General features: G+C 71.3%; 13 protein-coding genes. 6 read left to right on the top strand and 7 right to left on the bottom strand.

Annotated elements, in window-relative coordinates:
• Positions 1-98: 98 nt before the first annotated feature.
• Positions 99-899: a 5-formyltetrahydrofolate cyclo-ligase gene (locus MMF94_RS22615; RefSeq protein WP_241039133.1), complete on the bottom strand. Its 801-nt coding sequence runs from the start codon at positions 897-899 to the stop codon at positions 99-101.
• Positions 896-1,714: an SDR family oxidoreductase gene (locus tag MMF94_RS22610; protein WP_241039132.1), complete on the bottom strand. Its 819-nt coding sequence runs from the start codon at positions 1,712-1,714 to the stop codon at positions 896-898. Before MMF94_RS22610 ends, MMF94_RS22615 begins: the two co-directional genes overlap by 4 nt.
• 151 nt (positions 1,715-1,865) lie before the next feature.
• Here MMF94_RS22610 and MMF94_RS22605 point away from each other — a divergent pair, with 151 nt between their 5' ends.
• Positions 1,866-2,966 carry an aldo/keto reductase gene (locus tag MMF94_RS22605; RefSeq protein ID WP_241039131.1) on the top strand — a complete coding sequence of 367 codons (1,101 nt, stop codon included), beginning with the start codon at positions 1,866-1,868 and terminating at the stop codon, positions 2,964-2,966.
• Between the two features lie 33 nt (positions 2,967-2,999).
• Here the strand turns inward: MMF94_RS22605 and MMF94_RS22600 are convergent, their stop codons facing one another.
• The 5 genes from MMF94_RS22600 to MMF94_RS22580 all read right to left on the bottom strand — a co-directional run bounded on the left by MMF94_RS22600 (position 3,000) and on the right by MMF94_RS22580 (position 8,626).
• The gene (locus MMF94_RS22600) at positions 3,000-4,295 is read right to left on the bottom strand and encodes a hemolysin family protein (RefSeq protein ID WP_241039130.1); all 1,296 of its coding nucleotides are present in this window, start codon (positions 4,293-4,295) and stop codon (positions 3,000-3,002) included.
• Between the two features lie 69 nt (positions 4,296-4,364).
• Positions 4,365-4,916, bottom strand: a complete 552-nt coding sequence (locus MMF94_RS22595) for a MarR family winged helix-turn-helix transcriptional regulator (RefSeq protein WP_241039148.1) — start codon at positions 4,914-4,916, stop codon at positions 4,365-4,367.
• Between the two features lie 69 nt (positions 4,917-4,985).
• Complete coding sequence (locus tag MMF94_RS22590; RefSeq protein WP_241039129.1) at positions 4,986-6,299, bottom strand: MFS transporter; 1,314 nt, start codon at positions 6,297-6,299, stop codon at positions 4,986-4,988.
• A 51-nt stretch (positions 6,300-6,350) separates the two neighbouring features.
• A complete protein-coding gene (locus tag MMF94_RS22585) occupies positions 6,351-7,676 on the bottom strand; it encodes an MFS transporter (RefSeq protein WP_241039128.1) in 1,326 nt (441 codons plus the stop codon).
• 179 nt (positions 7,677-7,855) lie between these two features.
• Positions 7,856-8,626: an IclR family transcriptional regulator gene (locus MMF94_RS22580; protein ID WP_241039127.1), complete on the bottom strand. Its 771-nt coding sequence runs from the start codon at positions 8,624-8,626 to the stop codon at positions 7,856-7,858.
• Positions 8,627-8,820: 194 nt separating this feature from the next.
• Here MMF94_RS22580 and MMF94_RS22575 point away from each other — a divergent pair, with 194 nt between their 5' ends.
• From MMF94_RS22575 to MMF94_RS22555, 5 genes are read left to right on the top strand one after another with little or no spacing between them, the layout of a single operon-like run.
• Positions 8,821-9,552 (top strand): SRPBCC family protein, encoded by a 732-nt coding sequence (locus tag MMF94_RS22575; protein ID WP_241039126.1) that lies wholly within the window; start codon positions 8,821-8,823, stop codon positions 9,550-9,552.
• A complete protein-coding gene (locus tag MMF94_RS22570) occupies positions 9,549-10,514 on the top strand; it encodes an FAD binding domain-containing protein (protein ID WP_241039125.1) in 966 nt (321 codons plus the stop codon). The genes MMF94_RS22575 and MMF94_RS22570 overlap by 4 nt, the downstream gene beginning before the upstream one ends.
• The gene (locus MMF94_RS22565) at positions 10,471-12,810 is read left to right on the top strand and encodes a xanthine dehydrogenase family protein molybdopterin-binding subunit (protein ID WP_241039124.1); all 2,340 of its coding nucleotides are present in this window, start codon (positions 10,471-10,473) and stop codon (positions 12,808-12,810) included. Before MMF94_RS22570 ends, MMF94_RS22565 begins: the two co-directional genes overlap by 44 nt.
• Positions 12,807-13,286 (top strand): (2Fe-2S)-binding protein, encoded by a 480-nt coding sequence (locus tag MMF94_RS22560; RefSeq protein ID WP_241039123.1) that lies wholly within the window; start codon positions 12,807-12,809, stop codon positions 13,284-13,286. Before MMF94_RS22565 ends, MMF94_RS22560 begins: the two co-directional genes overlap by 4 nt.
• The gene (locus MMF94_RS22555; protein WP_241039122.1) at positions 13,283-14,059 is read left to right on the top strand and encodes an alpha/beta fold hydrolase; all 777 of its coding nucleotides are present in this window, start codon (positions 13,283-13,285) and stop codon (positions 14,057-14,059) included. Before MMF94_RS22560 ends, MMF94_RS22555 begins: the two co-directional genes overlap by 4 nt.
• Positions 14,060-14,073: the final 14 nt, after the last annotated feature.

Here is a 14,073-nt window from a genome sequence, read left to right as displayed (position 1 = left end):
GGTGCAGGCATCCGAACTCCTTCCGTGCTGACCATCGTCAGCCACAGACAGGTGTCCGCGAAACCGAGGCAACCCCAGTGGCCATCACGCGTGTGCGGTCAACGTCGGGCGAGCTCGCGTAGGAGGGGGATCGCGGCGATTTTTTCCGGCGTCAGCTCCGACCAGCGGATTCCTTCCGTCGGGCGGGCGCCACGCCGGGTGCGGCAGTCCAGCACACGGTCCGGGGTGATCACCAGGTCGACGGGCGCGTCGTGCGGGGCCGTCGGGATCTCGCCTGCGGGACGCACCTGCAGCTCGTGCACCGTGGTGACGACGAGCGTCCCCGGGCCGATCAGGCCCGCCGCTGTGGCGAGCGCGAACTCCAGGTCGGCGAACCCGCCGCCCTTGCCCAGCCGGGCACCGTCCTCCCCGACGGCGACGCAGCCGCTGACCACCAGGTCCACGGCCGAGAGGTCCGCCACCGCGACCCGGCGGGCCGAGCGCGTGGCGCCCGCGATCGAGGCGGCCTTGCGGGGCGGATCCGCGAGGTGGTCGGGATCGAGCAGGAAGAACGGTTCCGGCTCGGCCAGCCGCGGCACGGCCATGTAGACGGTCTTGCCGTCCTCGAGAGCCCGCTGCCGGACGGGGAGCTGAGCCGAATCCGGGTTGGCCTTGACCGTCTCGGCCGTGCGCCAGGCGTCGGTGTCGCGCAGTCGCTGCGCAGCCGCCTCGGCGCCGACGAAGTTCGAGATGCGGTTGCGCGCCCCCGGGAAGCGCGCCACCCGTGCTTCGGTCAGCGCGGTCCACACCTCGTCACGCAACGCGGCCTTGGCCGCCAGCAGCTCCGGGTCGCCGCCGGCGTCGTGATCGTGCCGCCTGCCCGGTCCGCGCCCGCCCGAACCGTTCGCCGCACCCGTCATGCGCGGCCCGTCCGACGCCGGTCGCCCTGGGCCCGCAGCAGCGCGAGCGCGGGCAGCGCCACACGCGGGATCAGTGCGCCGAGCCGTGCGAGCCCCGCCCGGTGGGTGGGCAGGGAACGCACCAGACGGCGCCCGTCGAGCAGCGCGACGGCCGCGTCGGCGACCGCACCGGGCGCGAGCAGGGTGCGCTGGGAGAACAGGAGCGCGACGTCCGGGCTCGACTGCTCGTCGCGTACCAGCGCCGTGTCGGCGGCGTCGGGACACAGCGCATGGACGCGGATCGGCACCCGGGCGAGGTCGAGATCTCCCTGCAGGCTGGTGCTGAAGTTCAGCACCGCCGACTTGCTGGCCGCGTACACCGCGAGCCCGGGCACCGGGCCGTGCGCCGACATCGAGGCGATGTTGAGCAGGTGCCCGCCGCGCTCGCGCATCACCTCGACCGCGGCACGGGAGCCGTGGATCACACCCATGATGTTGACGTCCACCATCAGCGCCTGGTCCGCCTCCGGCTGCTCCCACACCGGTCCCGAACGCAGCACCCCCGCATTGTTCACCCACGCCGTCACCGGGCCCAGCTCGGCGGCGGACGCCGCCACGCGGCGGTGGTCGGCCGCGACGCGGGCGTCGGCGGCGATTCCGACGACCAGACCGTCACCGGCGCGCGCCAACTCCTTCGCGGTGACGGTGACGGCGTGGTCGTCGAGGTCGGTGATGACGACGTGGTGCCCGCGGGTGAGAAGGCGGCGGGCGATCTCGCGGCCGAACCCCCGGGCAGCCCCGGTGACGACCGCGACACTGCGGCTGGTGGCGTTCACGCCGCAGACCTTGCCACTACCCGCGCAGTTCGTCCGGTTCCGGCGCCGAGCCGGTCATTTTCTGGACTTGCAGGTCCAATTTCTGCGCTGAACGATGACCACGCCGCTCGGTTCACGGCGGTTTCCTCCAGCAACGGAAGCGAGCTTGATCGTGAGTCTTGACGCGTACTACCTGCTCGGCCGCTCGGGTCTGCGGGTGAGTCGGCTCGCCCTCGGCACGATGAACTTCGGCACGAGCGGATTCCACGCGCCGTACGGGAAGTCGGAGGACGACTCCCGAGCCATCTTCCAGCGCTACGTCGAGGCCGGCGGCAACTTCATCGACACCGCCGACTTCTACACGGCGGGGGAGAGCGAGACGCTCCTCGGCAGGTTCATCGCCGACGCCGGGATCCGCGAGCGGATCGTGCTCACCACCAAGTTCACCAACAGCGTCGAGCCGGGCAACCCCAACGCCGGTGGCAACGGCCGCAAGCACGTCATGCGGGCGGTGGAGGACTCGCTTCGCCGGTTGGGCACCGACTACATCGATCTCTATCTGCTCCACACGTGGGATCGGATGACCCCCGTCGAGGAGGTCGTCCGCACGCTCGACGACCTGGTGCGCTCGGGCAAGGTCCGCTACACCGGCCTGTCGGACGTGCCGGCGTGGTACGCCGCACGGGCCCAGACGTACGCCGAGGCACACGGGATGAGCCCGATCATCACGGTGCAGCTGCCGTACTCGCTGCTCGCTCGCGGCATCGAACCCGAGTTCGTGCCGATGGCACAGGCGCTCGGCATCGGCGTCACCGGTTTCATGCCCGTCGCGGCTGGGCTTCTCAGCGGCAAGTACCGCAAGGACGGGTCGGGCGAAGGGCGCCTCAGCCTCGCGCCCGGCTCCAGCGGTCCGCGCGACGATCGGGAGTGGGGCGTGATCGCCGTGCTGGAGGACGTCGCGAAGGAACTCGGCCGCAGCATGGCGCAGGTGGCGATCAACTGGGTGGCGAACCGGCCCGGGGTGGGAGCCACGATCATCGGCGCGAGCAGCAGCGCGCAGCTCGAGGGCAACCTCGCCGCGCTCGACTTCGAGATCCCGGCGAAGGCCCAGCAGCAGCTCGAGGAGGCGAGCGCGGTACCGCTGCCGATGCCATACTCGATGTTCGGGCCCGAGTACCAGAGCTGGCTGGTCCATCCCGGGGTCAGCCTGGGCGACAAGCCTGCCGGGTACGCGCCGCCGATCTGGCACGGGCAGCGGCAGAGCGCCGGCTGAGCAGCGGTCCGGACCGGAGCCTCCCGGCCGGGACTACGCGGGCGTGTTCTGCTGCGGGGTGACCTCCTCGACGCGGACCCTCGCCACGCGTCTCCCGTCCATCTCGGTCACCGTGAACCGGTGCGACCCGAACCGCACCGCGTCGCCCGTCCGGGGAACCTGGCCCAGCCGCGCCTGCACGAACCCGCCGAGCGTCTCGTAGGGGCCGGCGGGGAGCTCGATCCCCGTCCGGTCGGACACCTCCTCGCGGTGCAGCAGCCCGTCGAGCTCCGACTTGTCGGCGCTGGGGCTGCGCTGGGGGTCGTACTCGTCCTCGATCTCGCCCACCAGCTCCTCGAGGATGTCCTCGAGCGTGACGATCCCCGCGGTGCCGCCGTACTCGTCCACGACGACGGCCAGGTGCGCACGCTGGGCGCGCAGCTCCGAGAGCGCTTCGAGCAGCGGTTTCCCGCTCGGGAGCAGCGGCACGGGACGCGCGATCTGGCGCAGCTTCCGACTCTCCGCGTCGGGGTCGGTGAGCAGCACGGTGAGCAGGTCACGGACGTGGACGACACCGAGCACGTCGTCCACGTCCGCGCTGATGACGGGGTAGCGCGAGTGGGAACCGCGCAACACGGCACGCGCGGCGTCGCCGACGGTCATGTCGGCCTCGCTGAAGTCGACCTCCGTGCGCGGCACCATCACGGTGCCGACCGAGCGGTGGGCGGCGGCAAAGACATCGCCGAGCACGCGCCGCTCCTCCGGGCCGAGGCTGCGGTGCGTGCGCACCATGTCGCGCAGTTCCTCGGTGCTCACACCGCTGTCGCTCGCCTTCGGATCGAGGCCGAGCAGGCGCACGACCGCGTTGGTGGAGACGCCGAGGACCCAGATCAGTGGGCGGCTCAGCCGCGCGACGCGGTCGAGGACGGGGGCGACGGTCCGCGCGACGATCTCCGGCCGCTGCAGCGCGAGGCGCTTCGGGACGAGCTCGCCGAGGACGAGCGACAGGTAGGAGATCGCGATCGTCACGACGATGAACGCGATCGTGCCCGCGACGCCCGGAGGAAGCCCCCACCCCCTCAGCACGGTCGCGAGCGGCTCGGACAGCGTCGAGCCGCCGTAGGCCGCGGAGAAGAACCCGGCGAGGGTCACGCCGATCTGCACGGCGGACAGGAACCGGTTGGAGTCCTCGCGCAGATGCGCGACCCGCTCGCCGCGCCGGTCCTGCGCCGCCATGCGGTGCACCTGGGCGTCTCGGAGCGAGACCAGAGCCAGTTCCGACGCCGAGAAGAACCCGCCGATCAGTACGAACAGCAGGACGAGCGCCAGGCTGAGCAGGATGTCGTTCACAACGTACAAGTTTCCCAACCAGTGCTGTTCGACGCCCACACCGGGATAGGGCGGATCGCTCGCGGATGGTCAGCGGCGTCGGTTCGCCGACGCCGCGACGGGGCTCGCCATCATCTTCTCCAGCAGAGCCGTGAGCTGGGCGGCCTCGTCGTCGGTGAGGGCGGAGGCCCAGGTCTGCTCGCGTTCGTTGTGCGCGGCGAACGCGTCGGCGAACACCTGTTCACCGTGTGTGGTGAGCGAGAGCTCGACCGAGCGGCGGTCGCGGCCCGCCTTGCGCCGGGCCACCAGGCCGTCCCGTTCGAGGGTGTTGACCAGCGCCGACACCGCCGCCCGGCTCATCCCTGCCAGCTGCGCCACGCGCTTGGCCTCCAGCGGCCCGGCGAGCCAGAGCACGAACAGCACCCGGAAGCCCGCAAACGACCAGCCACGTGGCCGGTGCACCGCCGACTCGAGGTCGTAGACCATCGCGTTCGAGGCGCGGTAGAGACTCAGCATCAGCCGCATCGCACGCGCATCCACCGCAGGCAGTGCGCGAGTGGTCCGCTCCACCGCGATGGCGACGAACGACCAGTAGTCCACGCCATCGGGAGCGAGGTCGTCGTGCGCCGGCTCGCTGGGCAGGGGAGCGTCGGACACAAGCGCAGCGTAAGCGCGCCGGAGGCGCTGTGACCCGAGGTCAGCGGCGGACGTTCATTCCACCGCGACGATCGTGCGCCCGGTGCGGTCCGGCACCCCGAGCGCGAACGCCGCCGCCAGGACCGGCCCGACCAGGCCGAGCGCGAGAGCCAACGGCACCGTGCCGGCGACGCTGAGCGCGACCAGCGGGAAGAGCCCCGCGCCGATCCCGCGGCCGGCGTAGTAGCTGGTGTTGGATCCGGCCGAGCGGATCCGGGTGGGGAAGTACTCGGCCATCCACACCCCGAGCACGCCGAACCCGCCGCTGCCGGCCGCGCACAGCAGCACGGCCCAGAAGGTCTGGTCGGTCCAGAACTGTGAGCTCACGTGCGCCGACCCGGTTGCCACCAGGAGCAGCAGCCAGCCGAACCCCGCCACCCCGACGAGGGAGGCGGCGAAGAAGGCGTACCGGCGCTTGATTACGTCCGACAGCGCGCCGGTGAGCGGGTAGGTGACGGCAGTGATCACCAGGCCGATCAGCACGATCACGCTGGCCGTGCCCAGCGGTACCTTCTCGACCTGCACGAGGAACGTGGTGAGGTAGGCGATCATCGAGTTGGTGCTGATGAACATGGCACTCGCCAGCACGATGAACAGCACGGTGCCTCGCACGTGCTCGCGGCGGAAGAGGTCGCTCAGCGGCACCTTGGCCGGCCGCATGCGTTCGGGCACCCGGCCGGCCGCGAGCTCGCGGCGGTAGTGACGCCACTGCTCCGACTCGGGCAGCGTGATCGCTGACAGCAGGCCGATCACGAGCGTGATGGCGCCGATCACGATGTAGCCACCGCGCCATCCGTCGGACTCGCCGAACTGCACCGTGCAGAAGTACACGACGCCCTCGGTGATGATCTGACCGGCGAAGTACATCGCCTGGATCGACCCGCCCATCGCCCCGCGCTTGCTGGTCTTCCAGCTCTCGGTGAACATCGAGTAGGCCAGTCCGAACAGCCCACCCATGCCCACGCCGGCGACGAGGCGCGTGACCAGGAACAGGCCGTAGGTGGGGGCGAGCCCCCCGAGCACGGCCGCCACGCCGAAGATCAGCACGGAGCCCGTGTACGTCCAGCGCCTGCCGTACCTGTCACCGAGCCAGCCGCAGACCAGGCCGCCGAGGATCGAGGCGAACCCCTGCAGGGTGGTGACCTGCACGATCTGGATCGTGCTGACGTGGAGGCTGCCGGCGATGTATGCCATCGGGTAGCCGACGAGGTTCAGCTCGGCACCGTCGAAGAGGGTGCCCAGGAAGGCGAACGCGAGGACCACCCCGGCTCCGCGGGGGATCGCACGTGTTGCGGTCTCGGAGGTGGATGCGGCATTGACGGTCGACATCTGGTTCCTCGGTGCGCGGGGAGGCACGGACGTGGTGGGGAGGAGAGGGGGTCACTCGGGGAGCGGACGCCCTCGGGTCTCGGGGCAGAACGGGGCGACGATCAGTCCCACGATGTAGATCAGGCCGACCACGGTGGCGGCGACGCCGTAGCCGCCGAGCCTCGAGATGATCGCGCCCGAGAGGAGCGGTCCGAGGAACGCGACGAACCGGGCGGCGTTGAAGACGAACGCCACGCCCGTCGCCCGTAGGTGCGTGGGATACAGCTCCGGGAGCCACACCGGCATCCAGGTGTACTGGCCGAGGGTGAAGAAGCCGTTCACGACGAGGACGACGGCGATGATCCGCAGGTCGTGCGTCCAGAGGAACAGCACCGGCGTGAGCACCAGCGATGCGGCGAAGTACAGCAGCACGGCCGGCTTGCGGCCGAACCGGTCGGCGAGGAAGCCGAACGCCACGTACCCGGCGATCGCACCGACGTTGTAGATCATTCCGGCGCCGCTGGCCCAGCTCGAGGCGCTGTGCCCGGCCTTCGCCGCGACGTCGGACACGTAGAGCGGCACCCAGGTCGAGATGCCCCACCACCCCAGCGTCGTCACCAGCGACATCACCGAGCCGAGGATCGTCAGCCTGCGTAGCTTCGGGTCGAGGAAGATCTGGCGCAGAGTGAGCCGCGTGTAGGCCTGCTCGCCCTCGGTCAGCTCACCGGGCGCCCGGTCGCGCAGCTTCTTGCGGTGGTGTTGCGCCTTCGTCCACTGCTCCGACTCCGGTACCGACCGGCGCAGCCAGAGCGCGAACAGGGCGGGCAGCACGCCGACCAGGTACATCAGGCGCCAGGAGTCGGGGCCGATCGGCGCGATGAAGTACCAGCAGAACGAGGCGATGAAGAAGCCGAGGCCGAGGCCGCATTGCATCAACCCGGCGGCCTTCGCCCTGGCGTTGCTCGGCCACATCTCGGCCACCAGCGACGTGCCGGTTCCCCATTCCGAGCCGAGCGCGAACCCGGTGATGAATCGCAGTACCAGGAAGGACTCCCACGACCAGGACAGCGCGCTGAGGCCGGTGAACGCCGCGTAGAGCACGATCGCGGTGATCAGCGTGCGGCGCCTGCCGAAGTAGTCGGCAAAGACGCCGCCGAGGATGCCGCCCATGCCCCAGCCGAGCAGTGTCACCGCGATGGTGGCGCCGGTGAGGAAGGCGACGGACCCGGCGGGCTCGCCCGGCGCGAGCCGGTGCAGCACGGTGCTGGCGGTGAGGATGAGCGCGTAGGTCTCGAACCCGTCGAAGAGCCATCCGAGGTTGGCCGCGAACAGCGAGCGCCATTGGGAGCGCCCCAGCCCGCTGAACCAGGTTGTCCGTGCGACAGCGATGTCGTGCACCGAGGTCCTTCCTCTGGTCGCCCGCGGCACAATGAGCCTGTCCACTGGACGAGTTGTCCTACATGCAGGACATCTGATCTGTGGTCGGACGGTATGACAGAGCGGGAGTGCCGTCAAGGCGCGCGCGACGTCGCAGGGGGTGTGGCGGAACGGGGAGTGGTGCGGTGGGTGGGGCCTGGTCAGCGAGGCGGGAGGGTGCCGCCGGTGCGCTCCGTGATGCGCGCGGCGCACTCACGGATCAGCTCGCCGGCCTCCGCGACCGTCGAGTGGTCCAGCTCGGAGGAGAACGCCAGCGAGCACAGCGCCATGGTCACGCGGCCGCGCTCGTCGAACACCGGGGCGGACACGCCGGACTGCCCGAGGTCGTACTCGCGGATGCTGATCCCGTAGCCGCGTCGCCTGGTCTCGGCGAGCTCCGTGCGCAGCGCATCCCGGTCGATCAGCGTCTCCGCCGTGAAGGCGACGAGGTCGTTCTTGTCGATCACCCGGTCCGCCTCGGCGGGGTCCGACCAGGCGAGGAAGGCGCGCATGATCGCGGGTGCGGAGAACGGGAAGCTGTCGCCCAAGCCGACGGTGATCCGTACGCCCTGTCCGCGGTCGGCCTTGGCCACCACGGCGTACTCGGCGGAGCCGTGCCGCCGCACGGCGAAGGTCAGGTAGCCGAGGCGCTTGCTGAGGTCGTCGAGCTCCTGCTGCACGACCTCGCGCATCCAGTCCTGGGACGCGTCGACGATGGCCAGCAGGCGTGGGCCCAGCCACCATCCGGAGCGGTCGCCCCTCGTGGCGGCCCAACCGGCCCGCTGCAGGGTGCCCAGGATGTTGTAACAGGTGCTGCGGTTGAGATCGAGGTCGTCGATCAGCACGCCGGACGGGACGGGTTCGGGCCAGTCGCGGGCGATCCGCTCCAGCAGCCGCACGGCGTTCATGACCGCGGGCACATCGCTCGCCATGACGCTCTCCTGTCTCCGATTCGTGGGCGTGCCGACCGTGTCGATCGCGCCGAATGCGCCGACCGGGCGGCGGCCACGCTCTGCGACGAGACGGTAGCTGAGGCGTTCGGCGCGGCCACGGGTCGGGTTGACGGCCCTTCCGGGCTCGGCTTAGTGTCCTGCATGCGAGATAACTAGTCCAGTATGGTGGTCAAATGAAGCTCAGCTCCTCGTTCTGGGTGCCTGCCGCCCCGGATCGCGTGTTCGCCCACTTCCTCGATCCGGACTCGATGCGGGCCTGCGTGCCGGGCTGCCAGGAGCTCGAGAAGGTCGACGACACGCACTACCGCGGCACGTTGGTCAACGAGGTCGCGCATGTCCGGTTCAGCGCCGGATTCACGGCCGAGATCACCGAGCAGGCAGGGCCCGGACAGGTCAAGGCGTTGCTCCGCGGTGAGGACCGCCGGCTGGGCAGCTCGATCAAGATCGAGGCCGCTCTGGCGGTCAACGAAGACGGTGCAGCGGACAGTTCGCGCGTCGAGTTCGGCCTGGACGTGGCCCTCTGGGGCAAGATCGGGCGCCTCGGCGAGTCGATCGTGCGGCGGCGCACCGAAGAGGTCGAGCGCCAGTTCGCCGCCGACTTCTCCCGGGTGTGCGCCGCGGGGCCCCCGGGACCGGGCAACGCCGTGGCGCGCGAGCTGCTCGAAGCCCGAGGCGCGGACCAGCGAGCGAAGTCGCCGGTAGCCGCCGGCGCGGCAACTTCCTCTGGGGCCCGACCGGCCGTGGCTCTGGCAGGCGAGGGGGCCACGCCCGGTCGCATCTCGTGGTGCCGCCACCTCGGCGGCCTGCTCACCGGCCGCAGGGTGCTCGTTCTCGCTGCGATCGCCGTAGCCGCCACCGGCGGCGTGATCGCCGGGTTGGCCCGGATCGCGGCGGCCCGGCGATGACCGCCGACGCCTTCGTGGCGGCGGCCCCCACCCTGCACCGGCCGCAGAGCCTCGAGGAGGCCTGCGCCCTGCTGGCGAACCTCGACCAGCCCATGGTCTACGGCGGCGGCACCGCCGTGCAGATCCTCATCAAGCAGGGCGTCCTCTTCGCCTCGGACCTGGTCGACCTCTCGCTGGTGCCGAATCTCTCCGGGCTCGAGCGGACCAGCAGCGGCCTGCGCGTCGGCGCGATGGTCACGCTGCGCCGGATGGAGACCGACCCGCTGGTACGCCGCGTGACCCCGCTCGCGGCCCAGGTCTACGGGCACGTCGCCAACCCGCGGGTGCGCAACACCGCGAGCGTCGGCGGCAACCTCGCCCACGGCGACTACCGGCTGGACCCGCCGACCGCGCTCATGGTGCTGGACGCCAGGGTCGAGCTCCGCAGCAGCGAGGGCACCCGCCAGGTGGCGCTGCGGGACTTCTTCGTCGCCTTCCAGGAGACGGACCTGCGCCACGGCGAGCTCGTGACCGCGGTGGAGATCCCCGGTCAGGCCGGATCCACGTGCGGTTTCGCCAAGCTGAGCAGCCAGTCCGTCAACGACTGGCCGTGCGCGTCGGCGGCTGTGCTCGTCACCTCGCCGGTGCGAGGGCAGCGGGAGATCCGGATCGGGCTCGGCGCCCTCGCCGAGGTGCCCAAGTACGTGAGCGTCGAGGTGCCGAGTGACGCGCCGGTGGACGACGTCGTACGGGCCGGGCGGTCCGCGGCCGACCCGGTGATCGACCCCATCCCGGACATCCGCGGCTCCGCGGACTTCAAGCGCCGCCTCGGCCTCGTAGCGGTCGAGGACGCGATCCGGGCTGCCTGGGGCCCGGCGGGCAGCGTGCCCGCCGAGGCTGCGGCCGGCCCTGCAGGACCGACAGGAAAGGAGGGCTCGGATGCTCGGGGAGAGTCCCGCAGGCGCTGGTGGCGCCGTCGGTGAGCGGTGGACCCGTACCGATGCTCGGGCGAAGGTGCGCGGGGAGCTGCTCTACGCGGCCGACGAGCCGTTGCGCCCGTGCCTCGACGTCGTCGTGCACCGCAGCACCCGTCCGCACGCCCTGATCGACTCGATCGACACGCGGCAGGCCCTGGCGGTGGACGGCGTGGTGGCCGTGGTGACCGGCGCGGAGCTGCACGCCCGCTTCGGTGACAAGCTGTTCACCGGCCCGGCGTTCTCCGACCAGCCCTGCCTCGCGGTGGAGCGGGTGCGCTACATCGGCGAGCCGGTGGCCGCGGTGCTCGCGCGCGGTCTCGCCCCGGCACGGATGGCGGCCGACGAGGTCGTGGTCGAGTACAGCGAGCTCGACCCGGTGCACGACGTCGACAAGGCCGTCGCCGGCGCCCCCTTCGTGCACGACGTGCTGCGGCCCTCGATCGTCTTCGGCGACCTCAAGCACCTGCGGGGCAAGCGGGACACGAACGTCAACTACGAGTTCACCCTCCGCCGCGGCGACGTGGCGGAGGCGGCGGAGACACCGGACGGCACCACGGTGCGCGAGGAGTTCTGGTGCCCGCCCACCCACCACGTGCCGATCGAGCTGCCGTTCACGGCGGCCTGGCGCGACGGGGACCGGCTGGAGATCCTCTCCACCACACAGACGCCGTCCTACGTCCGGCAGTCGGTCGCCGACCTGCTCGGCCTGCCGTTGAACAAGGTGCGGGTGCGCACCGCCCCGCTCGGCGGCGGCTTCGGCGCCAAGATGTACGACCGGCTGGAGCCGCTGGCCGCTGTGCTCGCCTGGACGCAGCGCACCGCCGTGCGCGTCACGGCGTCGCGTGAGGAGGCGTTCCTGCTCACCACGCGCCACGGCGCCGCGGTGACGGGCAGCATGACCGCCGACAAGGACGGCCGGATCGTCGCCGCGACGGCCGACGTCCGCTACGACACCGGCGCGTACGCCGACGTCGGGCCCCGGATCACCGCCAAGTCGGGCATGGTGGCCACGGGCCCGTACCGCATCGAGAACGTCTCGGTCCGCTCGCGCTGCGTCTACACCAACAAGCCGTCGGCGGGCCCGTTCCGCGGATTCGGCGTACCTCAGGTGACCTGGTCGCACGAGTCGCTGGTGGACGAGCTTGCTCGCGTGCGCGGGGAGGACCCGGCCGAGTTCCGGCGCCGCAACCTGCTGCGCGAGGGTGACGTCGCCCCGGTCGGCACCCCGATGCACAGCGCCGACTTCGTGGGCTGCCTCGACGCGGTCACCGATGCCATCGGCTGGGACACCCCGCTGCAGCGGGAGGAGGGCCGGCTGCGTCGCGGCCGCGGTGTGGCCGTCGGCATCAAGGCCGTGCTCACGCCGACGATCTCCAACGCCGTGCTCCAGCTCAACCAGGACGCGTCGGCAACGCTGATGATCAGCACGGTCGACATGGGCCAGGGCAGCGACACGATCATGGCGCAGATCGCCGCCGAGTCGCTGTGCCTGGGCGAGGGCCAGGTCCGGGTGGTGGCCACGGACACCGACGTCACCCCCTACGACACGATCACCGCAGGCAGCCGCTCCACCTACCACACCGGAAACGCGGTACGTCGTGCGTCGGAGGCGATGCGCGACAAGCTTGTGGACATCGCGGCGGAGCGCTTCGGCGTGCCCGTCACCGACGTGAAGCTGACCGGCGACGGCCTGGTCAGCACCCAGAGCCAGGAGCGCGCCTCGATCTCCGAGCTGTTGCACGGTCACTTCGGGGCGCGTGGCACGACGCTGACCACCGAGGCCGAGTTCACCACCACGTGGATGCCCTACGACCACGAGACCGGGCAGTCGGAGAAGGTCACCGAACACTGGTTCGCCGGTGCGGTGGCGGTGCAGCTCACGGTCGACACCGCGACGGGCCGTGTGCACGTCGAGCACCTTGCCGCGGCGGGTGACGTGGGCCGCGCGATCAACCCGAAGCTGGTGGAGCAGCAGCTCACCGGCGCGGCGATCATGGGTGTCGGCCACGCCCTCTTCGACCGGTTGGTGTTCGACGAGGGGCAGATCGTGAACGGCACGTTGCTGGACTACCAGCTGCCCTCGGTGCTCGACGTGCCCGACAAGATCACGCCGATCATCGTGGAGAACCCGCACCGCACCGGTCCGTACGGCGCCAAGGGTGTGGGTGAGACCACGATCATCCCGCTGGCCCCGGCGGTGGCGAACGCCGTGCGCGACGCCATCGGCATCCGCTTCCCGGAGCTACCGCTGACGCCGGAGCGGATCCTCACCGCACTCGCCGAGCAGGAGGCCGGGTCATGAGTAGCGAGGTCGTGCTCGAGGTGAACGGGGTGCGCCACCGCGTCACGGTGGCGGACGACGATCTGCTGCTGGAGGTGCTGCGACGCACCGGTTACACCAGCGTGCGCGAGGGATGCGGTGTGGGGGCCTGCGGTGCGTGCACCGTGCTGGCCGACGGGCACAGCGTGAGCAGCTGCCTCGCCCGTGCCGTGCGCTACGACGGCGTCCCGCTCACCACCGCCGACGGGCTGCCCCAGGACGACGACGTCGTCGACGAGTTCGTCACAGCCGGGGCGATGCAGTGCGGCTACTGCATCCCCGGGTTCGTGCTGATGGGCCATGAGCTGCTGGCGGAGAACCCCGACCCGACGCGCGAGGAGATCGCGGCGCATCTGGAGGGGAACATCTGCCGCTGCGGCACCTACGAGGAGATCTGCGCGGCGATCGAGGCCACGGCCCGGCGCCGCCAGGCTGAGCAGGAGCGGAGGAGCGCGTGAAGGTCGACACCGCACGAGGCGGTTTCGAGGTGGCCCGCACCGGAGACGGTGGCCGCCCGCTGGTGGCGTTGCACGCGCTGGCGCTGTCCGGCCGGGTGTGGGACCCGATGGCCGCGGCGCTCGCCGGGAGCCACCAGGTGTTCGCCCCGGACGCGCGCGGGCACGGTGGCTCGGACTGGGACGGCGGCCCGTTCAGCATCGCCGACCTCGCCGACGACGTGGCCGCGATCGTCGAGACGGTGGCCGACGAGCCGGTCGACGTGGTGGGCCTGTCCATGGGCGGCAGCACGGCGATCCTGCTCGCCCAGCGCCACCCCGACCTCGTCGCGCGGCTGGTGCTGGCCGACACCACCGCCGACTACGGCCCCGACCGGGTGGCGCAGTGGACCGAGCGCGCCGAGAAGGCCGTCGGCGTGCCACGCGAGAAGCAGGTGACCTTCCAGGTGGACCGCTGGTTCTCGCCGTCGTTCGTCGAGACGCATCCCGACGAGGTCCGCCGCGTCAGCGACATCTTCGTGGCCACGAACTCCCAGGCGCACGCCGCCGCCTGCCACGCGTTCGCGGGCCTGGAGGCCGAGGCCGGGCTGGGCGACATCCAGGCCCCGACGCTCGTGCTGGTGGGCCGCGAGGACTACGCCACGCCGCCCGCCATGGCCGAGACGCTGGCGGCCCGCATCCCGCACGCCCACCTCGAGGTGCTCGACGACACCCGGCACCTGAGCCTGATCGAGCGGCCCGACATCTGGCCGGTCGTCGAGAAGCACCTGAGCTGAGGTGGGCACAGCCA

Origin of the sequence: Pseudonocardia alaniniphila (assembly GCF_022524485.1) — a bacterium.
In the GTDB taxonomy this organism is placed as follows: Bacteria; Actinomycetota; Actinomycetes; order Mycobacteriales; family Pseudonocardiaceae; genus Pseudonocardia; species Pseudonocardia alaniniphila.
The sequence above is the reverse complement of the archived record's forward strand: the minus strand, read 5'-3'. Positions and strand labels throughout refer to the sequence as shown.